We start from the raw sequence: 20051 nt of genomic DNA on the forward strand, positions 1-20051 counted from the left end.
GCCGCCGAGTGTTGTTGATCGATCTTCCGAAGCCGTGCTAGCCACGGCTTTTTTCATATAGGGCCAGGAAGACGAGGCCGGCGACCAGCGGGATATTTTTCGTCAGCGGCCCGAAAGGGTGTATCAGGAATTCCGGCAGGAAGACGGCGATCACCAGTGTATAGCCGGCCACCAGCGCGCACTGCATCCACCATAGCAACGGCCTGGCATGGAACAGCGAGGCGATGCCCATGGCCAGGTCGGCCAGGCAGGAGGCGGCAAACACGTGTTCCGTATGCAGTGTGATGCCGCTGCGGCGCAGCCATGCGAGCGATTCGGCATGCGGATACAGATACCAGGACACAAACGCCGTCCATAGCCAGATAAAGGCCATACCGAGGCGCATGGCCCAGTACAGCCCTTGCAGCTTGGCTGGCGTCATGGCGCGGGCTTGGCAACCATCAGCCAGTAGACCAGCATGAGTGCGGCAAATGCGGGCACGCCAAGCCAGAACCAGCAGCGCGCATAGAACCAGTACAGGCGCGGCAGCGGTGTGCCCGTGTCGTCAGCCAGGCGGGCCAGGCTGCGCATGCGGATCTGCAGCCATACCACGGGTAGCCAGCAGGCGCCGGCCACCGCATACAGCAGCATCGAGGCGAGGACCCAGCCGGACAGGATCGGATAGCCGGCCAGGTGCGCCAGGGCCAGTCCGGACAGCGGCTGGACAATGACGGCCGGCGTGGTGAACAGCCAGTCGGCCAGCACGGTCTTTTCGGCCGACAGGCGGATCGTACGCACCTCGCCACCCCGGTCGTTGATCCACTTGAAGAAAGCGATGCCGATGCCGGTGCCAAACAGGATGGTGGCGCTGAGGATATGCAGCCATTTGACGAACAGGTACCAGCTCATGCCGGTACCTCGGTCACGTCATGGCCTTGCAGCGCGGCCAGGTAATTTTCCACCGTGAGCAGGCCGACACAGGGCATTGCGCCGCGCGGTAGCGGCACGCCACCGGTGCTGGCGCTGGCCAACCGGTTCGCCAGCGCGATCGACGCGCCGCACGGGATATGCGGGCCGTGGTTTTGCGCCGCCAGCAATTGCCAGGTCAGCGTCAGCGGCAGGCCATCGAGTCCCGTGCCTTCCAGCGTCACGAACATCGCGCCTTTGTCGCTGACCACCGGTTCCACCAATTGGCTGATGGCGTGCAATGGCCTGACCAGTGGCAGCAGGCTGCGCAACAGGCCCAGGCGCACCAGTTGCGCGGCGGCCCAGACGAACATATGGCCGGGCGCACCGGCAAAACCGGCGTGAAAAGTGACGGTCTCGAGGCCCGGATAGCGTTGCGGGAACAGCGCCAGGTCGGGCACGTCGCAGCTGCCCAGCAAGCGCCCTCCCACGGGCGCGGCAAAGCGGTGGCGTTTCAGGTCGAGCCAGCCGTGCGTGGTCTGCTGGCTGCCGGCAACCAGGCGCTGGAACGGTTTGCCACAGTACGAGAAGATGCCTGCCATGGTGGCGATACCCGGCGCGCGGGCGCCGGAGGCGATGCCGTGGCGGATCGATGTGAGCTGGCGAAAGCGCGGCAGGTAGCGGTCCACCACGGCCGAGGACAGCGCTGGCAGCGAGCTGGCGCCGCTGGTGACGAACACGCCGCGCTGGCGCGCGAAGTCGTCGAGGCTGGCGATGCCGGCGACAAAATCGCGGCCGTCGGCCAGGTCGATATAGTTGGCGCCGGCCTCGATCGCCGCACGGGCGACGCGGTAATCCTGGCCTTGGAACGGGCCGGCGGTATGGATCAGTGTATCGACGCCCAGTTCGGCCAGGCGCCGCGCCAGATCAGGTGCATCGGCATCGAGCGCCAGTGCTTGCCGCGGCGGCAAGCCCAATTGCGCCGCCAGTGCCCGGGCCCTGGCGGCGTCGCGCCCGGTCACCAGCAGATGGATATTCTGATTGCCGGCTAGCGCCTGGCAAATGCGCGTGCCGAAAAAACCGTAACCGCCGAGTACGAGAATGGTGTGATGGGCCAAGATATCCTTCAGTGGCTGAGTTTCTTGGCAACATGATACTACCTGATCAGCGGCGCCACACGCAGTCTATGTAGGCTTCCGTATCCGGCGGCAAGCCCGAGCGCTGCGAAGCCCAGATCATCTGGCCCAGGCATTCCATCACTTCATGCTGGGCGGCATGGGCCGAATCGAGGCGCTGGGTCAGCTGCTGGACGGCCGGGCGGATGCCGCGCGGCTGGTCCACCTGCACCTGCTCCGTGATCGACAGATGCATGGACAGGTGCAGGAACGGATTGGCCTGGCCCCCTTCGACGGAGTAGTCGCGCGCCAGCGCCGCTTCGACGTCGGAGAGCTCGTTTTCATACTCGGGGTGTTCGAGGATCCAGTCGAGCGCGATGGCTTCCATCGGCGTGAGGATGTCATGGGCGCGGTGCTTGCGCAAAGTATCGCAAAAGAAGCGGCGCACATCGTCGGAAGAGGGGTTGAACATGGCTGAATGGCTATGGCTAAAGGGCAGCCGGCATTGTACCGCGTACGTCAATGAAGGGCATCGAGGATGCCCTTTTTGCCGTCTGACGCCCGCTTTCGTGACCCGATAGTCACCGAAATTTAATACCCTGCAGTAAGTATTATCCACTACCGCCACAGCCCGGCGGCGCCAAATAACGGTGATAAAATCGCCGCTCTTGATATTTGCTCTGGACACGATGACGATTTTGTTGTCACTCCGTGCTTCCATTGCCCGCACCTTTGCCACCAGATCTTGCTCCTGGTTTATCCCGGAGCGCGGCAGCATGCCTATCACCATCGACATCGAGCTGTCCGGCCGCCCTGGCGTTCCGGCTGGCCGGCTGTTTGCATTCCATGCAGCGATGGTGCCGTCACGGTGGCGCGCAAGAATCATCCTTCAGTATTCATAAACGGAGTTACGTATGCGTAAATCGCTATTACTTTTGATGTCGTGCCTGATCCTGTCGGCATGTAACAAGACCCCTCCGGCCTCGTCCGAAAAACCGGTCGACGTGCTGCTGATCGGCGCCGGCACCATGAGCGCCACCCTGGGCAGCATGCTCAAGGAACTCGACCCGTCGCTGACGATGGAAATGGTCGAGCGCCTCGATTCCGTGGCCGCCGAAAGCTCGGACGCGATGAACAACGCTGGCACGGGCCACTCGGCGTTTGCCGAACTGAACTACACGCCGGAAGCGGCCGATGGCAGCATCGAGACCAAGAAAGCCGTTGCCATCAACGAGCAATTCGAAATCTCCAAGCAATTCTGGGCCTATCAGGTCGCCAACAAGCACCTGGGCGCGCCGCAAACCTTCATCAACAACGTGCCGCACATGGCCTTTGTCTGGGGCGACGACAATATTTCCTTTTTGAAGAAGCGCTATGCCGCGCTGCAAAAGGAAAATCTGTTCAAGGGCATGCTGTTCTCGGAAGACCAGGCGCAGATCGAGCAGTGGGCACCGCTCGTCATGCAAGGCCGTGACAAGGGCCAGAAAGTGGCCGCGACGCGCATGGAAATCGGTACCGACGTCAATTTCGGCAACCTCACGCGCGGTCTCGTGAAATACCTGACGGACAGCCACGGCATGACTTTGCACCTGCGCCACCAGGTGGAAGACATCCAGCGCGGCGCCGATGGCGTGTGGAACGTGACGGTGAAAGACCTGGCCGCCGGCAAGGAAAAAATCATGCGCGCCAAGTTCGTCTTCATCGGCGCCGGCGGCGGTTCGCTGCCGCTGCTGGAAAAATCGGGCATTCCTGAAGCCAAGGGCTACGGCGGCGTGCCGGTCGGCGGCCAATGGCTGGTGACGACCAATCCGGAACTGGTGGCGGCGCATGCGGCCAAGGTCTACGGCAAGGCGTCCGTCGGTTCGCCGCCGATGTCCGTGCCGCATCTGGACACGCGCATCATCGATGGCAAGAAAGCCCTGCTGTTTGGCCCGTTTGCCACCTTCTCGACCAAGTTCCTGAAAAACGGTTCGTGGATCGACTTGCCTGCCTCGATCGGCACGGGCAACGTGAAACCGATGCTGCAAGCCGGCTACGACAATATTCCACTGACGAAATACTTGGTCGAGCAAGTGATGAACACGCCGGAAGACCGTTTGAAAACCCTGCGCGAATACCTGCCGAACGCCAAGATGGAAGACTGGACCTTGCAAAACGCGGGCCAGCGCGTGCAGATCGTCAAGGATGACCCTGTCAAAGGCGGCTTGCTGCAGTTCGGCACGGAAGTCGTCGGCGCCGCCGATGGCAGCATCGTTGCCCTGCTGGGCGCATCGCCGGGTGCTTCGACCGCGCCGCCGATCATGATCAAGGTGCTGCAAACGGCATTCAAGAGCCGCCTGGCCACGCCGGAGTGGCAAGCGAAGATGCTGGAAATGGTGCCGTCGTACGGCCAAAAGCTGAACAACGATCCGGCCCTGGCCAACAAAATCCGCCACTACAGCAGCAATATCCTGGGCCTCAAAGCCATCACCCTGGATGTTCCCGCCGCTGCGCCAGCTGCGGCAGCAAACTAAGTCAGCCTGACCGGCAGGGGAGTTTCCTGCCGGCATGAAAAAAGGGGCAGCCTGTTCAGGCTGCCCCTTTTGCGTGGGAGAGTGCGTTCATTGCGGCGGACTACTCCTTGCCCGGCAGAATCAGCTCCGGCGTACACCCTTCGGCGGCAATGCCGTCGCAAGGCTTGGCCACAGCCGTACCGTCCTGTGCCCGTGGCGCATGGGGCTGGCGCAGGTAGCGCGACGTGTGGCGGTGCGCTTGCTGTGCGTTGCCATGCACGGGCCAGGTCAGGAAGCGGGACAGCTCCTGCAAGGCGCGCTGGTACACATCGCGTTTAAATTCAATGACGACATCGAGCGGGACCCAGTATTCATGCCAGCGCCAGGCGTCGAACTCGGGATGGTCGGTCAGGCGCAGATTGACGTCGTTATCGCGCGCGCACATTCTCAGCAGAAACCAAATCTGCTTCTGGCCACGGTAATGGCCGCGAATCTCGCGCTTGATGAAGTGGTCTGGCACTTCATAGCGCAGCCAGTCGCGGGTGCGGCCGACAATTTTGACGTGTTCCTGTCTGAGTCCGATTTCCTCTTCAAGTTCGCGAAACATGGCTTGTTCCGGTGTTTCGCCATATTTGATACCGCCTTGCGGAAACTGCCATGAGTGCTCGCGCACCCGCTTGCCCCACCACACCTCGTTCTGGGCGTTTAGCAGGATGATGCCGACGTTGGGCCGAAACCCTTCACGGTCGAGCATAATGCACCTCAAACTTTCTGCGACAGAGCGTCCTTTTTTACATAATTACCCACAACTTCGCAAGCCGGTGACCTTTTCGGGGTGCGAAAAGCGCCGGAATCGCACCAATTGAGCGCATTTGTGTAAAGTATGGACGCATCAGCCAGCTAATCCTTTAAAATTAGGTTGATTATAACCCTCTCTTTTTAAAAAGAATTCACCGTTATGCGCGCCTCCCGTTTTTTTATTTCCACACTTAAAGATGCACCTTCTGACGCGGAAATCGTCAGTCACCAATTGATGATGCGTGCAGGCATGATCAAACGCCTCGGTTCCGGCATCTATACCTATATGCCGATGGGCTTGCGCGTGATCCGCAAGGTGGAAGCCATCATCCGTGACGAGATGAACAAAGCCGCCGCCATCGAACTGCTGATGCCGCTCGTGCAGCCGGCCGAACTGTGGCAAGAGACGGGCCGCTGGACCAAGATGGGCGACGAACTGATGCGCGTGAAAGACCGCCACGGCCGCGAATACGCGATCCAGCCGACGTCGGAAGAAGTCATCACGGACGTCGTGCGCACGGAAATCAAGTCCTACCGCCAGCTGCCGTTGAATTTTTATCATATCCAGACCAAGTTCCGCGACGAGCGCCGCCCACGCTTCGGCCTGATGCGCGGCCGCGAATTTACGATGAAGGACGCCTACTCGTTCGACCGCGACCTGGCCGGCATGCAAGCGTCGTACAAGGTCATGTTTGACGCCTACACGCGCATCTTCACGCGTTTCGGCCTGAAATTCCGCGCCGTGGCCGCCGATAACGGCGCCATCGGCGGTTCCGGTTCGCATGAATTCCACGTCATCGCCCACACGGGCGAAGACGCGCTCGTGTACTGCCCGACGTCCGACTACGCGGCCAACATGGAAGCGGCCGAAGCGCTGCCGCCAGCGGGCGAGCGCCCGGCTGCCGCCCAGGCACTGACGAAAACGGCCACGCCGGATACCGTCAAGTGCGAAACCGTGGCTACCCTGCTGGGTATCGAGCTGTCGCGCACCGTGAAAACCATCGCCCTGACCGTGGAAACGACGGGCAAGGACGAGAAAGTCACGAAACAGCATTTCATGCTGCTGCTGCGCGGCGACCATGAATTGAACGAGATCAAGGTGGGCAAGGTTGCCGGCCTGGCCGGTCACCGTTTCTCGACGGAAGCGGAAATTCTGGAAGTCTACGGCACGATTCCCGGCTATCTGGGCCCGATCGGCACCAAAGCACCGGTCACCGTGGTGGCGGACCGCACGGTTGCCCACATGAGCGACTTCGTTTGCGGCGCGAATGACGCCGGTTTCCACTACACGGGCGCCAACTGGGGCCGCGACGTGGCCGAGCCTGCCATCGTGGCCGATTTGCGCAACGTCGTCGCCGGCGACGCTTCGCCGGACGGCCAGGGCGCACTGGCCATCGAGCGCGGCATCGAAGTGGGCCACGTGTTCCAGCTGGGTACGGCGTACTCGGAAAGCATGAAAGCCACTTTCCTCGATGAAAACGGCAAGCCTGCGCCGCTGCAGATGGGTTGCTACGGCATCGGCGTGACGCGCATCCTGGGCGCCGCCATCGAACAGAACTTCGATGACAAGGGCATCATCTGGCCAGCGTCGATCGCGCCGTTCGAGGTCGTGCTGTGCCCGATGGGCATGGAGCGCAGCGAACTGGTCAAGGAAGAGACGGAGAAGCTGTACGCGGCCCTGCAAGGCGCTGGCGTGGACGTCATCGTCGACGACCGTGGCTTGCGTCCAGGCGCCATGTTCGCCGACTGGGAGCTGATCGGCGTGCCGCACCGCATCGTCATCGGCGAGCGCGGCCTGAAAGAAGGCAAGCTGGAATACCAGGGCCGCCGCGACGCGGAAGCGACTGGCGTGGCGCCGGACGAGATCGTCGCCTTCATCCAGGGCCAAATGGCGCAGTGAAGCGTCTATCAGTAAGCAAGACGGCTGGCGCGCTCGCGCTGGCCGCCAGCCTGGCCTGCGTCTCTCCGGCGCAGGCCGGCAACCAGAAGGAGGAGGCGCTGGCCGACTCCGTCCGCCTGGCCCTGTCGCATGCGATCCGCGACGAACGCCCGCCGCAACCCAAATTTGCCACGCCTGCCGACTTGCAGCGCTACCAGCAATGGCTGGCGCAGATGTCGTCGCGCCTGCAGCGCAAGCTGCCGGACGCCCAGCTGCGCACGGAATTCCTGGAAACCGTATGGTACGAATCGCGCCGAGCGGGCCTGGAGCCGGCCCTCGTGCTGGGTCTGATCCAGGTCGAGTCGGCCTACCGCAAATACGCCGTCTCGCTGGCCGGCGCGCGCGGCTACATGCAGGTGATGCCATTCTGGACTGGCGTCATCGGCGATCATGACCGCAGCAAGCTGTTTCATATGCAGACGAATCTGCGCTACGGCTGCGCGATTCTGCGCATGTACCTGGACATGGAAAAGGGCGATTTGTACCTGGCGCTGGGGCGTTACAACGGCAGCCGGGGACGGGCCGAGTATCCGAATGCGGTGCGGGCGGCTTGGCGGCAGTGGGAATTCAAATGAAGGCTGGGGTCAGACCCCCGGCAGCGTTGGCGCAGAGCTCTGTGTTAACGGTGTCGAGGGTCTGACCCCAAAATGCCAAAAAAAATGCCCCGCTCGCGGATGCGGCGGGGCACTCACACGGCGCAAAACGCCCTGTGCGTATCTGATTATTTCAAATGATCGGAGATCAGTTTGGTCATTTCAAACATGGAGACTTGGGCTTTGCCGCCGAAAACTGCTTTCAGCTTGTCGTCCGCATTGATCATGCGGCGGTTGGCCGGATCTTGCAGATCGAGTTTTTTGATGTAATCCCATACCTTTTTGGTCACTTCCGTGCGCGGCAGTGGTGCTGCGCCAACAACGGCGGCCAGATCTTTCGATGGCGTCATTGCTTTCATGAATGCTGCGTTTGGCTTGCGTGGTGTTGCCGGTGCTGCCGCTTTCTTCGCCGCTGCAGGTTTAGCTGCCGCTTTGGCTGCGGGTGCTGCTTTCTTGGCGGCTGCAGGCTTGGCTGCTGCTGCTTTGGCTGGCGCTGCTACTGGGGTTTTTTTGGCTGTTGCCATCTTCGAGCCTCCTTAACAAACACATGGGAAATTGCGCAATTAATCGCACGGCTAATATTGGTGTGGATTTACCTAGTATGCAAGTGTTTTTCACGTTTTCACGAGGAAAAAGCAGGGAAATGGCAATGCTGTCGCCCGGGCGCACCGCTTGGGAGCGCAGAACGGCGTTTTTGCCCGTAAATGGCATGGTTGCTGGCTATGCGGGGAGGGGCGCTGCGGGGGCGGGAAGAAAGGATGCCGGACACATGAAAATGCAATCCGGCATTATTTAGAACGATGTTTTTTGACTTGAACTACGTCTCACGCGGCGTAAAAAAGGCCTTCAAAATCACAGCGAGCGGATGGTAATTGTGGCCGAGAAGCGCAACCGTACTAAAGTACGGTGAGCATCGCCGGCCGCAAAGACCACCGCGCAGCGGATTTTGAAGCCTTACCTCATGCCAGGCATCATGCCTTTCATACTGCGCATCATCTTCATCATGCCGCCGCCCGACAATTTCTTCATCATCGTCTGCATTTGCTCGAATTGCGTCAGCATGCGGTTCACTTCCTGCACCTGCACGCCGGCGCCGGCGGCGATGCGGCGCTTGCGCGTGGCCTTGATCAGTTCAGGCTTGGCGCGTTCCTGCGGCGTCATCGAGTCGATGATGCCGCACATGCGGCGCACCTGTTTGTCGGCTTGATCCATGTTCTTGCCGCCAGCCGCCTGCTGGAACTGGGCCGGCAGCTTGTCCATCAGGTTGGCCATGCCGCCCATTTTCTTCATCTGGCCCAGTTGCGCCTTGAAGTCGTTCATGTCGAACTTGCCGCCGACCTTGATTTTCTGCGCCAGATCGGCCGCCGCCTTGCTGTCGACGCCCTTGCGCGCTTCTTCCACCAGGGCGAGGATGTCGCCCATGCCCAGGATGCGGTTGGCCATGCGGGTCGGGTCGAACGCTTCCAGGCCGTCGAGTTTTTCCGAGACACCGGCAAACTTGATCGGTTTGCCCGTGATGTGGCGCACGGACAGGGCCGCACCGCCGCGCGCATCGCCATCGAGCTTGGTCAGCACGATACCGGTCAGCGGCAGCGCATCGTTAAAGGCTTTGGCCGTGTTGATGGCGTCCTGGCCCAGCATGGCGTCGACGACAAACAGGGTTTCGATCGGTTTCACGGCGCCGTGGACGGCGGCGATTTCGCGCATCATCTCTTCGTCGATACCGAGACGGCCCGCCGTATCGATGATCAGCACATCGTGGTAATGCTTTTTCGCCCAGTCCAGCGCGGCCAGCGCGATATCGACCGGCTTGTCCGTGCTGGTGGACGGGAAGAAGTCGGCGCCCACCTGGGCGGTGACCGATTGCAGCTGGGCGATCGCGGCTGGACGGTACACGTCGGCCGAGACGGTCAGTACTTTCTTTTTCTTTTCTTCCTTCAGGTACTTCGCCAGCTTGCCGACGGTGGTGGTTTTACCCACACCCTGCAGACCGGCCATCAGGATGATGGCGGGCGGCTGCTGCGCAAAGCTGATCTGCGACGCTTCCGGTCCCAGGTCGGCGCCCATCAGGGCGGCCAGCTCGCGCTGCACCACGCCCACCAGGGCCTGGCCCGGCGTGAGCGAGGAAATGACATCCTCGCCCATGGCTTTTTCTTTGACTTTGGCGATGAATTCGCGCACGGCGGGCAGGGCGACGTCGGCTTCGAGCAGCGCCAGGCGCACTTCGCGCAGCATGTCGGCGGTGTTCGCTTCGGTCAGGCGCGCCTCGCCGCGCATGGTCTTGACGACTTTGGCAAGCCGTTGGGTGAGATTATCTAGCATGATGAACCTGCAATGAAAAGCTTGGGAGTGGGCGGCGCAAGCCGGACGATGGGCGCCATTTTACCTTATCGCGGGTTGTCGGCGGTCCCGCGCTGCGCCGCCTGGCGGTTGGCCTGCTTTTGAATTACTTGGTATTTCTGGCAATGCCGCGATTGCATGAATGGCAGGAACGCGGTTAAAATGAGAATAATTCTTATTTACATTCTCGGGTGCCGTACGCCCGGGCGGAAAGGGATGCCATGTCGGCCGCCGATTTTGCACAGCAACAAGACCTGCACGCGCTCTACAGCAGCCATCACGGCTGGCTGCAGGGCTGGCTGCGGCATAAGCTGGGCAATGCGGGCGAGGCAGCGGACCTGGCGCAAGACACCTTCGTCAGCGTGCTGACGGCCGATGCCGCGCCGCGGATCCGCGAAGCGCGGCCTTTCCTGGCCACCATCGCGCGCCGCCTGGTGGCGCACCGCCACCGCCGGCAACTGCTGGAAGACGCCTATCTGGAAGCGCTGGCTTGCCTGCCGCCCGAAGTGGCGCCCGCGCCGGAGGAACGGCTGCTGGCGCTGGAAGCCTTGCAGGAAATCGATCAGGCCCTTGCTGGCTTGCCCGCGCCCGTGCGCACGGCGTTCCTGCTGGCGCAACTGGAAGGGCTCAGCTATGCCGAGATCGCCGCGCGCCTGAACGTGTCGGCCAGCTCGGTCAAGCAATACCTGACGCGCGCCAACCGCCAGGTGTTTTTCTCGCTGCCGGCATGAGCACGTTGGAGAGTGCTGCGGCCCCGGCGGCCATCCGCGAGGAGGTGCAGCAGCAGGCGGCCGAGTGGCTGACCATGCTGATGTCGGGCGAGATGGATTCGGCGCAACAGGCCGCATGGCAGCGCTGGCGCGAGGCCGATCCGGAACATGAGCGGGCCTGGCGGCATATCGAAGCCGTGTCGCAGCGCTTCAACGGCTTGCACCGCGGTGCGGCCGCGCAGGCGCTGGCCGGCACGCAGCAGAAAGCCGTCAACGGCAAGCGGCGCCAGTTGCTGGCGTGGCGGCCGGCGGCGGCATGCTGGCCGCGCAGACGGATGCCTGGGATGGCGTGCGCGTCCTGCGTGCCGACTACCGCACGGCCACGGGCGAGCGGCGTGAGGTGGTGCTGGACGATGGCAGTGTGCTCAGCCTGAATACGGGATCGGCCGTGAACGTGCGTTTCGATGCCAGCCGCCGCCTGATCGAGCTGCTGGCTGGCGAAATCCTCGTCGCCAGCGGCCATGGCGCCGGCGGCGGCGCGCCGCTGGAAGTGGCCACGCGCGAAGGTCTGGTGCGCGCGCTGGGCACGCGCTTTGCCGTGCGCCAGCAGGATGACTACAGCACCGTGGACGTGTTTGACAGCGCCGTTGAAATCCGCCCCCGCGACGGCAGCGGCGCCCCCTTGCTGCTGGCGGCCGGGCGCGGCGTGGCATTTTCCCGCCACGCGCTGGACGCGCCGCACGCCCTCGGTGCGTATGCGGACGCCTGGTCGCGCGGGCAACTGATCGTCGACGACGTGACCTTGGGCGATTTCCTGGCCGACCTGGCCCGCTACCGCCCCGGCGTGATCGACTGCGAGCCGCAAGTGGCCCAGCTGCGCCTGTCGGGCGTGTTCCCGCTGGCCGACACCCAGCGCATTTTGAACATGCTGCCCAACTCCCTGCCCGTGCAGGTGCGCAGCCGCACGCGCTACTGGGTGACGGTCGAACCGGCCATGTCATTAAAAAATATTTAGCCATCCGGCTGCCCGTTTTTTGTTTTCGCGGCACCTACAGAGTAGGGCGCCTGTTTTTCACCGTCTGATGACGCCACCACTATCAGGAACTTGCATGTCTCGCGCTTTGAACTTTGTCAGTTTGCCATCTCCTCATTCCGCACTGCGTCCGCTGGCGCAAGCGGCTGCGGCCCTGTGCCTGGCCGCCAGCCTGCCGGCCATCGCGCAGCAGGCGCCAGCCGCTCCCGCCGCCGAACAGACCATGCTCGGCGTGTCCGTCACGGCGGGGCGCGATGCGACAACGGAAGGCAGCGGCTCGTATACGACGGGCGTGAGCAATACGGCAACCAAGCTGAACCTGTCTCTGCGCGAAACGCCGCAGTCGGTCAGCGTGCTGACGCGCCAGCAGATCGACGACCTGGGCATCACGACCCTGGACGACGCCGTGCAGTCGATCACGGGACTGGTCATGCAAAAGGGCAACTTCACGGGCGATTCGGGCAGTTTCAGCGCACGCGGCTTTCCAATCGATAACATCCTGTTCGATGGCTTGCCTACCAGCCTGGGCGCGAACGGCACCTTCAATGGCGACAATGACGACCTGGCCATCTACGACCGCATCGAAGTGGTGCGCGGCGCCACGGGCTTGATGACGGGCAGCGGCACGCCCAGCGCGGCGATCAACATGGTGCGCAAGCGTCCGACGGCCACGCCGCAAGCGTCATTCTCGGCCAGCGTGGGCAGCTGGAGCAACTACCGCTTGGAAGCCGATGCGGCCAACGCGCTCAACGAAGCGAAGACCCTGCGCGGGCGCATCGTCGTGACGGTGCAGGACAAGAAGGATTTTGTCGACGTGCTGCATGGCCGCAACCACCAGCTGTACGGCATCATCGAAGCGGACCTGCGCCCCGACACCACCTTGACGGTGGGCGCGCATTACCGCAAGACGGACAACGACGGCGTCTCGACGGGCGTGGTGACGGCCGCGGACGGCCGCTTTTTGGATTTGCCCCGCTCGACTTACCTGGGCAGCGACTTCGATGGCTGGCGCCAGACGGATAAAACCATCTTCGCCGAACTGGAACACCGCTTTGCCAATGGCTGGAAGGCCAAGCTGGCAGCCACGCGCAAGACGCCCGAGATCGACACGACGTTTTCCGGCATCAACCGCCGCGGCGACACCCTGCGCTTCAATTCGCAAAGCTACCGCGCCGAGCTGGCCAACACCAGCTATGACGCCTATGCGAGCGGCAGCTACAGCCTGTTCGGCCGCGAGCACGAGCTGACCGTCGGCGCCAGCCACCGCCGTTCGTCGAAAAACAGCTATGGCGGCTGGGCGCCGTACAGCTGGGGCGCGGCGGCGCCGGTGCTCGACCCGTTCAACTGGGATGCGGGCAGCGTGGCGCGTCCCGTCATCAATTACGCGCAGTGGGGCACGGCCAGCATCACCGAACAAAGCGGCGTGTATGCGGGCACGCGCATGCGCCTGGCCGAGCCGCTGTCGCTGGTGCTGGGCGGGCGCGTGAGCTGGTACAAGGACGATGCCGGCTACTCGGTGGCGCGCGAATTCACGCCGTACGCCGGCGTCGTGTATGACCTCGACAAGCAGCATTCCGTGTACGCCAGCTGGACCGAAATCTTCCAGCCGCAAGCGGCCACCGACGCCAATGCGCAGCCATTGAAGCCGATCAGCGGCACCAACTATGAAGCGGGCGTGAAGGGCGAATACTTCGGCGGCGCCCTCAATGCCAGCGCGGCCGTGTTCCAGATCCGCCAGCAAAACCGGGGCGTGGACGACCTGGCCGGCCCGGATCCCTGCCCCGGCAGCACCTGGGGCTATTGCCAGCGCGCGTCGGGCGAAGTGCGCAGCGAAGGCGTGGAGCTGGACGTGGCGGGCGCGCTGACGCCCGACTGGCAGCTGTCGGCCGGTTTTACCTATGTGAAGGCGCAATTCAAGCGCGACAGCGACCCGGCCAATGTCGGCAAGGACTTCAACAGCCGCTATCCGCGCCAGCAGCTCAAGCTGGCCACCAGCTACCGCCTGTCCGGCGCGGCGCAGGGCTGGCGCGTCGGCGCTTCCGTGTACGGGCAGGGCGCGACCGAGTCGAAGGAAGGCACCTACCATCTGCGCCAGGGCCGCTACGCGATCGTGGGCTTGAACGCGGCGTGGCAGATCGACAGCCGCGCCGAGCTGCGCCTGAACGTGAACAATGCGCTCGACAAGCACTATTACCAGAGCATCTATTCCGATGTCTTCGGCAACATGGTAGGCGCGCCGCGCAACCTGATGCTGACCTTGAACTACAAACTGTAAACAACCGCTTTTGAATGATCTATCTTGATGAAGGATGCATGGCTTATGGAAGTGCAGTTGAATCTGGCCCGCGACGGTGTGAGCCAGCGTATGCCACAGGGAGCGCCGCGATGATGAAATCGGCCCACATGATGTTGTTCTCGCGCGTGCTCGCCGCCATCTTTGGCGGCTATGCACTGACGTCCGGCGTGGCCGTGCTGCTGGCGGCCGTGCTGCCGCTGTCGCGCGCCGAAGCCGTGCTGACGGCTACCCTGAGCGCCTTCGTCGTCTATACCTGCGCCGTCATCTGGGTCTTTGCCGTGCAGGACCTGCGCCGCGCCTGGCTCGGCATGCTGCTGCCGGCCCTCGCCTGCGGCGGCATCGGCATGCTGCTGTCGCGGGGTGCCGCATGAACGCCGTCAAGGTAGACAAAGTGGCCAAGACGCCGCAGCAGGGCGGCTTGCGCCAGGCCATGGCCTGGCTGCATACATGGAGCGGGCTGTGGATTTCCTGGCTGCTGTTTGCCATTTTCCTGACCGGCACCCTGGCCGTCTTCGACGAACCGATCACCCACTGGATGACGCCCGAACATGCACTGGAAGAGGCGGCGCATGCGAACGATCCGCCGCTGCCGAAGGTCACGGACCGTGGGCACCGCCTGGAACTGGCGCTCGACTTCATGGCGAAGGAACACCCGAAGGCGGACATGTGGGAAATCTGGCCCGTGCAGCGTCCCGGCCACGGCCTGTCCGCCTACTGGTTCCAGCCCGCCGGCGGCTATGGCTCGGCGGACCTCGATCCGCTGACGGGCGCCGTCATCGAACATGCGCGCGAGGCAACGGAGCGCGAAACCATCGGCGGCCACCATTTCGTCGATTTTCACTACGAGCTGCACGCGGGACGCATCGGCGTGTGGGTCGTCGCCATCACCACCATGATCATGCTGGTGGCGCTGGTGAGCGGCGTCATCACGCACAAGCGCATCTTCAAGGATTTCTTCACCTTCCGCCCGGCCAAGGGCCAGCGTTCGTGGCTCGACGCGCACAACGCGGTGGCCGTGCTGACGCTGCCGTTCCAGTTCATGATCGCCTACACGGGGCTGGCGTTCTTCAGCGATGACTATGTGCCGGCCCCCGTGGTGGCGCAATACGGCATGGACAACGCCAAGAAAGCCTTCCTGGCCGACTGGAACGATGTGGGCAAGCCCGCGAAGACAGGCCAGCCGCTGGCCATTCCCGCGCTGGAATCGTTCACGCTGCGCGCCGAGCAGGCCATCGGCCAGGAAATCCGCGCCGTGGTGCTGGATAACCCGAATGACGCCTCCATGCGCGTGTGCATGTACGGCTGGAATGAAGAGACGGACACGATGGAACGCATCAGCGCCAACACGGGCAGGGCCTGCTATGCGCTGGCCACGGGCGAACAGGTCGCCTTGCGCCGTCCCGGCGAGTCGGACACGGGCGGCGCGGGCCTGACGCGCGCCGTCATGTCGAACCTGCACATGGCGGGCTTCGGCGGCACGCCGATGCGCTGGCTGTATTTCTTCTGCGGCCTGGCCGGCACGGCCATGATGGGCACGGGCGCCATCCTCTTCATGGTCAAGCGCCGCCAGAAGTCCGGCGGCGAGTTCGGCGCCTACACGCAGCGCGTGTACCGCACCGTCGCATGCCTGAACGTGGCGGCGATTGCCGGCCTGTCCATCGCCTGCGTGGGCTTCCTGTGGGCCAACCGCCTGATTCCCGTCGGCATCGAGCACCGCGCCGGCTGGGAATTGCGCGCCTTCTTCGGCGTGTGGTTTGTGATGCTGGCGCATGCCTGCCTGCGCGTGGAAAAGCGCGCGTGGATCGAGCAACTGGGCTTGCTGGCGGCCCTGTGCCTGCTGCTGCCGGTGCTCAATGTACTGAGCACCGGCGACAACATGGCGGCGCAGGTCGCGCGCGGCGACTGGGAAAGCGCCGGCGTGGAACTGTGCAGCATGGCCTTCGGCCTGCTGGCCGCCTGGGGCGCGTGGAAAGTCCACAAGCGCAAGGAAAAACCGGCCAGCAAGGCCGCCGCCAGGGAAAGCGCCGCGCCCTCGGCCAGCCTGCACGTCACTACGGAAGGACAGTCATGATCCATACCATCCTGTGCGCGCTGGGCCTGTCGTATGCGGGCATGGCCAGCCTCTCCTTGGCGATGGACCGCCACCATGGCCAGGTCTGGGGCAGGGACGCGGCGCCGAACGTGCGGCGCGCGCTGCAGCTGGCGGGCGCGGTGTTGCTGGCGCTGGCCATCTGGCCCTGCGTAGCCGGCTGGAGCGCCACCGTCGGCGTCGTCGCCTGGCTCGGCTTCATATCGGCCGGCGCGCTGCTGGTGGCCCTGCTGCTGCCGTATGCGCCCCGCTTGCTGTTTCGTAGTTCCCTGCTGGCAGCCGTCGCCGCGCTGGCAGGTCTTGTGACGTTCCTGCGGTGATATTCACCGCCATTTTCAAGGATAGACCGATGCACTTTTCACGTTTGGCGACACCGATTGATGTTTTGAATGTATTGAAAGCGGCTGCCTGATGGCGGCCCGCCTGCCTTCACGCCGCGCCCGCATCCTGGGCGGCGTGGTCTTGCTGGCGCTGTTCGGCGCCGGCGCCCTATGGGCCACGCGCGGCCCGAAAACCGTGTTCGACACGGCGCCCGTCAAGCGCGGCAATATCGAAGCCAGCGTCACGGCCATCGGCACCCTGCAGCCGCAAACCTATGTCGACGTGGGCGCGCAGGTGTCGGGCCAGATCACGCGCTTGCACGTGCAGCCGGGCAGCGACGTCGATAAAGGCCAGCTGCTGGCCGAGATCGACCCCAGCGTGCAGCAAGCCACGGTCGATGCGGGCCGCGCCGCGCTGGCGGGCTTGCGCGCGCAGCTGGCCGACCAGCAGGCGCAGCACCGGCTGGCGGGCCAGCAGCACGTGCGCCAGAAGCAGATGGCCAAGTTCGATTCGACACCGCTGGCCGACCTGGAAACGGCTGAAGCCACCCTGGCCTCGGCCGGCGCCAAGATCGACCACCTGAAGGCGCAGATCGACCAGACTCAGGCCAGCCTGAAGGCGGACGAGGCGCGCCTCGGCTACACGCGCATCTATGCGCCGATGTCCGGCAAGGTGGTGGGACTGGACGCGAAGGAAGGGCAGACCCTGAACGCCACGTACCAGACGCCGAACATCCTGCGCATCGCTGATTTGTCGGCCATGACGGTGTGGACGGAAGTGTCGGAAGCGGACGTGCGCCGCGTGCGACCGGACATGCCCGTGTACTTCACCACTCTGGGCGGCGACCAGCGGCGCTGGAGCGGCAAGGTGCGCCAAGTGCTGCCGGCGCCGCCAGTGCCCGGCGGTTCCGCCGCCGGCACGGCCCTGGCGCCGTCGACCAGCAAGGTGATCTTGTATACAGTGCTGTTCGACGTCGATAACGCCGATGGCGAACTGATGCCGCAGATGACGGCGCAGGTGGTGTTTGTCACGGCCGCGGCGAACAATGTGCTGGCCGTGCCCTTGCCGGCCCTGAAACCGTCGACCGAAGAAGGCGCCAAGCCGGGGCAGTTCACGGCCCGCGTGATGGATGCGGACGGCAAGGTCGATACGCGCGCCGTCACCGTCGGCGTGCGCAACCGCCTCAGCGCGGAAGTGCTGCAAGGCTTGCGCGAAGGCGAATTGCTGGTCACGGGCGAGCAGCCATCGAACAGCGGCGCCAGCAGGTTCCAGCTGTGAGCGCGATGAGCGAGGCCAGGTCGCTGGGACAAGCAGGAGAACCTGACCAGCCGGCGCCATTGATTGAACTTGCCGGCATCCGCAAGCGCTACGGCGGCCACGATGGCGCGCCGGCCGTGGAAGTGCTGCGCGGCCTGACCTTGTCGATTGGCGCCGGCGAATTCGTCGCCATCGTCGGCGCGTCCGGTTCCGGCAAGTCGACCCTCATGCATTTGCTGGGATGCCTGGACAGGCCCAGCGACGGCACGTACCGCTTCGCCGGCCAGGACGTGGCCAGCCTGAACCCCGATGAACTGGCGTGGCTGCGGCGCGAAGCGTTCGGTTTCGTCTTCCAGGGGTATCACCTGATCGCCACGGAATCGGCGCGCGAAAACGTGGAAGTGCCGGCCCTGTACGCGGGCATGCCGGCAGCGGCCCGCCATGCGCGTTCCGCAGCGCTGCTCAAGCGCCTGGGTCTCGGTGAACGTTTGGATCATCGGCCGAATCAATTGTCGGGCGGGCAGCAGCAGCGTGTGTCGATCGCGCGCGCCCTGATGAATGGCGGGCGCATTATCCTCGCCGATGAACCGACGGGGGCGTTAGATAGCGGCAGCGGCGCCGAAGTCATGGCCCTGCTGGGCGAACTGGCCGACGCGGGCCACACCATCATCCTCATTACGCATGACCGCAAGGTGGCGGCCCAGGCGCGCCGCGTGATCGAGATCAGCGATGGCGAAATCGTCGAAGATTCGGGTGCCATCGCCATTCCCGCCACGTCGACGGCCCTGCCGCCGCTGGACATGTCGCGCGCCGCCCACGACACAGGCGCGTCGCTGGGCACGGAGTTGCTCGACGCGGCCCGCGCGGCATGGCGCGTGCTGTGGATCAACCGCTTCCGCACGGGCTTGACCCTGCTGGGCATCGTCATCGGCGTCGCTTCCGTGATCGTCATGCTGGCCATCGGCCTGGGCACGCGCCAGCAGGTGATGGCGCAGCTGGGGGCGTTCGGCTCGAATCTGCTGTACATGGCGTCGCGCGGCGAAAGCTCGCGCATTCCCGGGCGCAGCATCACCCTGGCCGACCTCGATGCGCTCAAGGACGTGCCGGGCATTTCCCACGTGCTGCCTAACGTCACGGGCAACAAGGTGATACGCCACGGCAACCTCGACGTGCAGACCTATGTGCGCGGCACGGGACCGACCCTGCCGCAGATCCAGACCTGGCCCGTGGCCAAGGGCGGCTTCTTTACCGAGGAAGACGAGCGCGAGATGGCGACCGTGGCCGTGCTGGGTGCGCGCCTGGCCGAAAAGCTGATGCCCGACGTGCCCAATCCCGTCGGGCAGAGCATCCTGATCGGCAACGTGCCGTTCCAGGTGATCGGCGTGATGAGCGCGAAAGGCGCGCTGACGGGCGAGAAGGATGAAGACGACGTGCTGCTGCTGCCGTTTTCCACGGCCGGCATCCGCGTCTTCGGCCAGCGCGAGCCCACCTACACGGTGATGGCGGTGGACGACGTCAAGCGCGTGACGGAGGTGGAGGCGGCCGTCGACGCCACCATGTTCGAGCGCCACCGCATCCGCGACTACGGCATCAGCAACGCGGCCGCGTCGATCGCCGCCGAAGCCAAGACGCAGGACAACATGACCATGATGCTCAGCCTGATCGCTGCCGTCTCGCTGGTGGTGGGCGGCATCGGCGTCATGAACGTGATGCTGATGACGGTGCGCGAGCGCACGCGCGAAATCGGCATCCGCATGGCGACGGGCGCGCGCCGGCGCGATATCCTGCGCCAGTTCCTCACCGAAGCCGTGCTGGTGTCGGTGGTGGGCGGCGTGGCCGGCATCGTGGTCGGCGTGACGGTGGCCGGCTTGCTGCTGGTATGGGACGTGCCGGTGATCTTTTCCCTGAGCGCCATCGCCGGCGCGTTTGCCTGCGCCGTGGTGACGGGGCTGGTGTTTGGCTTCATGCCGGCGCGCAAGGCGTCGGGACTCGATCCGGTGGTGGCGCTGGCGGGACAGTAATAACAGGCAGTAATAACAACGCCGGCAGCGTGGCTGCCGGCAAAAAAATGTTGCCCTGGCTCCAGCACGCGGTACTATCTCCTGATAATAAAAGCAGTGTTTCGCGTAGTTTTGCCCTTGCGGGCACACACCAACCACCACAGGAGAACCCGATGCAGAAAA

General features: G+C 64.0%; 19 protein-coding genes. 12 read left to right on the plus strand and 7 right to left on the minus strand.

Annotated features, from left to right (window positions below; all coding sequences use genetic code 11):
* Positions 1 to 37 precede the first annotated feature (37 nt).
* From ACQ4WO_RS01080 to ACQ4WO_RS01095, 4 genes are read right to left on the minus strand one after another with little or no spacing between them, the layout of a single operon-like run.
* Positions 38 to 421, minus strand: coding sequence for a DoxX-like family protein (locus ACQ4WO_RS01080; protein WP_436479880.1), 384 nt, complete (start codon positions 419 to 421; stop codon positions 38 to 40).
* Positions 418 to 888 (minus strand): DUF2269 family protein, encoded by a 471-nt coding sequence (locus ACQ4WO_RS01085; protein ID WP_436479881.1) that lies wholly within the window; start codon positions 886 to 888, stop codon positions 418 to 420. The genes ACQ4WO_RS01080 and ACQ4WO_RS01085 overlap by 4 nt, the downstream gene beginning before the upstream one ends.
* Positions 885 to 2003 carry a saccharopine dehydrogenase family protein gene (locus ACQ4WO_RS01090; RefSeq protein WP_436479882.1) on the minus strand — a complete coding sequence of 373 codons (1119 nt, stop codon included), beginning with the start codon at positions 2001 to 2003 and terminating at the stop codon, positions 885 to 887. The genes ACQ4WO_RS01085 and ACQ4WO_RS01090 overlap by 4 nt, the downstream gene beginning before the upstream one ends.
* 46 nt (positions 2004 to 2049) lie before the next feature.
* Positions 2050 to 2472, minus strand: coding sequence for a DUF1841 family protein (locus ACQ4WO_RS01095; RefSeq protein WP_436479883.1), 423 nt, complete (start codon positions 2470 to 2472; stop codon positions 2050 to 2052).
* Between the two features lie 442 nt (positions 2473 to 2914).
* On the opposite strand from ACQ4WO_RS01095, the gene mqo reads away from it, so the two are divergent.
* Positions 2915 to 4513, plus strand: a complete 1599-nt coding sequence (mqo, locus tag ACQ4WO_RS01100; protein ID WP_436479884.1) for a malate dehydrogenase (quinone) — start codon at positions 2915 to 2917, stop codon at positions 4511 to 4513.
* Positions 4514 to 4613: 100 nt separating this feature from the next.
* Here the strand turns inward: mqo and ACQ4WO_RS01105 are convergent, their stop codons facing one another.
* On the minus strand, positions 4614 to 5246 hold the full coding sequence (locus tag ACQ4WO_RS01105; RefSeq protein WP_034746553.1) for an RNA pyrophosphohydrolase: 633 nt from the start codon (positions 5244 to 5246) through the stop codon (positions 4614 to 4616).
* Between the two features lie 204 nt (positions 5247 to 5450).
* Between ACQ4WO_RS01105 and ACQ4WO_RS01110 the strand changes: the two genes are divergently transcribed.
* Both ACQ4WO_RS01110 and ACQ4WO_RS01115 read left to right on the plus strand, forming a co-directional pair.
* The gene (locus tag ACQ4WO_RS01110) at positions 5451 to 7190 is read left to right on the plus strand and encodes a proline--tRNA ligase (protein WP_436479885.1); all 1740 of its coding nucleotides are present in this window, start codon (positions 5451 to 5453) and stop codon (positions 7188 to 7190) included.
* A complete protein-coding gene (locus ACQ4WO_RS01115; protein WP_436479886.1) occupies positions 7187 to 7804 on the plus strand; it encodes a lytic transglycosylase domain-containing protein in 618 nt (205 codons plus the stop codon). The genes ACQ4WO_RS01110 and ACQ4WO_RS01115 overlap by 4 nt, the downstream gene beginning before the upstream one ends.
* Positions 7805 to 7950: 146 nt before the next feature.
* Here the strand turns inward: ACQ4WO_RS01115 and ACQ4WO_RS01120 are convergent, their stop codons facing one another.
* Both ACQ4WO_RS01120 and ffh read right to left on the minus strand, forming a co-directional pair.
* Positions 7951 to 8346, minus strand: a complete 396-nt coding sequence (locus ACQ4WO_RS01120) for an SWIB/MDM2 domain-containing protein (protein ID WP_071650146.1) — start codon at positions 8344 to 8346, stop codon at positions 7951 to 7953.
* A 430-nt stretch (positions 8347 to 8776) separates the two neighbouring features.
* Positions 8777 to 10144 (minus strand): signal recognition particle protein, encoded by a 1368-nt coding sequence (ffh, locus tag ACQ4WO_RS01125; protein WP_034746567.1) that lies wholly within the window; start codon positions 10142 to 10144, stop codon positions 8777 to 8779.
* A 239-nt stretch (positions 10145 to 10383) separates the two neighbouring features.
* On the opposite strand from ffh, the gene ACQ4WO_RS01130 reads away from it, so the two are divergent.
* The 9 genes from ACQ4WO_RS01130 (at position 10384) to ACQ4WO_RS01170 (ending at position 19889) form a co-directional block, all read left to right on the plus strand.
* Positions 10384 to 10893, plus strand: coding sequence for a sigma-70 family RNA polymerase sigma factor (locus ACQ4WO_RS01130; RefSeq protein WP_436479887.1), 510 nt, complete (start codon positions 10384 to 10386; stop codon positions 10891 to 10893).
* Positions 10894 to 10898: 5 nt separating this feature from the next.
* Positions 10899 to 11306 (plus strand): DUF4880 domain-containing protein, encoded by a 408-nt coding sequence (locus ACQ4WO_RS01135; protein ID WP_436479888.1) that lies wholly within the window; start codon positions 10899 to 10901, stop codon positions 11304 to 11306.
* A complete protein-coding gene (locus ACQ4WO_RS01140; protein ID WP_436479889.1) occupies positions 11189 to 11887 on the plus strand; it encodes a FecR domain-containing protein in 699 nt (232 codons plus the stop codon). Before ACQ4WO_RS01135 ends, ACQ4WO_RS01140 begins: the two co-directional genes overlap by 118 nt.
* A 94-nt stretch (positions 11888 to 11981) precedes the next feature.
* Entirely contained in the window at positions 11982 to 14180 is a 2199-nt protein-coding gene (locus tag ACQ4WO_RS01145; RefSeq protein WP_436479890.1) for a TonB-dependent siderophore receptor, read from the plus strand.
* Between the two features lie 110 nt (positions 14181 to 14290).
* The gene (locus ACQ4WO_RS01150; protein WP_436479891.1) at positions 14291 to 14572 is read left to right on the plus strand and encodes a hypothetical protein; all 282 of its coding nucleotides are present in this window, start codon (positions 14291 to 14293) and stop codon (positions 14570 to 14572) included.
* Positions 14569 to 16272, plus strand: a complete 1704-nt coding sequence (locus ACQ4WO_RS01155) for a PepSY-associated TM helix domain-containing protein (protein ID WP_436479892.1) — start codon at positions 14569 to 14571, stop codon at positions 16270 to 16272. The genes ACQ4WO_RS01150 and ACQ4WO_RS01155 overlap by 4 nt, the downstream gene beginning before the upstream one ends.
* A complete protein-coding gene (locus ACQ4WO_RS01160; protein WP_436479893.1) occupies positions 16269 to 16610 on the plus strand; it encodes a DUF3325 domain-containing protein in 342 nt (113 codons plus the stop codon). The genes ACQ4WO_RS01155 and ACQ4WO_RS01160 overlap by 4 nt, the downstream gene beginning before the upstream one ends.
* 91 nt (positions 16611 to 16701) lie before the next feature.
* A complete protein-coding gene (locus tag ACQ4WO_RS01165) occupies positions 16702 to 17889 on the plus strand; it encodes an efflux RND transporter periplasmic adaptor subunit (RefSeq protein ID WP_436479894.1) in 1188 nt (395 codons plus the stop codon).
* Between the two features lie 5 nt (positions 17890 to 17894).
* Positions 17895 to 19889, plus strand: coding sequence for a MacB family efflux pump subunit (locus ACQ4WO_RS01170; RefSeq protein WP_436479895.1), 1995 nt, complete (start codon positions 17895 to 17897; stop codon positions 19887 to 19889).
* The last annotated feature ends 162 nt before the right edge of the window (positions 19890 to 20051 follow it).

It is taken from the genome of Janthinobacterium aestuarii (assembly GCF_051380835.1).
Lineage (GTDB): Bacteria > Pseudomonadota > Gammaproteobacteria > Burkholderiales > Burkholderiaceae_D > Janthinobacterium > Janthinobacterium aestuarii.

Coding starts and splice junctions, on each gene's coding strand:
- ACQ4WO_RS01080 (WP_436479880.1), bottom strand. CDS start 421: ATGACGCCAGCCAAGCTGCAAGGGCTGTACTGGGCCATGCGCCTCGGT.
- ACQ4WO_RS01085 (WP_436479881.1), bottom strand. CDS start 888: ATGAGCTGGTACCTGTTCGTCAAATGGCTGCATATCCTCAGCGCCACC.
- ACQ4WO_RS01095 (WP_436479883.1), bottom strand. CDS start 2,472: ATGTTCAACCCCTCTTCCGACGATGTGCGCCGCTTCTTTTGCGATACT.
- mqo (WP_436479884.1), top strand. CDS start 2,915: ATGCGTAAATCGCTATTACTTTTGATGTCGTGCCTGATCCTGTCGGCA.
- ACQ4WO_RS01105 (WP_034746553.1), bottom strand. CDS start 5,246: ATGCTCGACCGTGAAGGGTTTCGGCCCAACGTCGGCATCATCCTGCTA.
- ACQ4WO_RS01110 (WP_436479885.1), top strand. CDS start 5,451: ATGCGCGCCTCCCGTTTTTTTATTTCCACACTTAAAGATGCACCTTCT.
- ACQ4WO_RS01120 (WP_071650146.1), bottom strand. CDS start 8,346: ATGGCAACAGCCAAAAAAACCCCAGTAGCAGCGCCAGCCAAAGCAGCA.
- ffh (WP_034746567.1), bottom strand. CDS start 10,144: ATGCTAGATAATCTCACCCAACGGCTTGCCAAAGTCGTCAAGACCATG.
- ACQ4WO_RS01130 (WP_436479887.1), top strand. CDS start 10,384: ATGTCGGCCGCCGATTTTGCACAGCAACAAGACCTGCACGCGCTCTAC.
- ACQ4WO_RS01140 (WP_436479889.1), top strand. CDS start 11,189: ATGCTGGCCGCGCAGACGGATGCCTGGGATGGCGTGCGCGTCCTGCGT.
- ACQ4WO_RS01145 (WP_436479890.1), top strand. CDS start 11,982: ATGTCTCGCGCTTTGAACTTTGTCAGTTTGCCATCTCCTCATTCCGCA.
- ACQ4WO_RS01150 (WP_436479891.1), top strand. CDS start 14,291: ATGATGAAATCGGCCCACATGATGTTGTTCTCGCGCGTGCTCGCCGCC.
- ACQ4WO_RS01155 (WP_436479892.1), top strand. CDS start 14,569: ATGAACGCCGTCAAGGTAGACAAAGTGGCCAAGACGCCGCAGCAGGGC.
- ACQ4WO_RS01160 (WP_436479893.1), top strand. CDS start 16,269: ATGATCCATACCATCCTGTGCGCGCTGGGCCTGTCGTATGCGGGCATG.
- ACQ4WO_RS01165 (WP_436479894.1), top strand. CDS start 16,702: ATGGCGGCCCGCCTGCCTTCACGCCGCGCCCGCATCCTGGGCGGCGTG.
- ACQ4WO_RS01170 (WP_436479895.1), top strand. CDS start 17,895: ATGAGCGAGGCCAGGTCGCTGGGACAAGCAGGAGAACCTGACCAGCCG.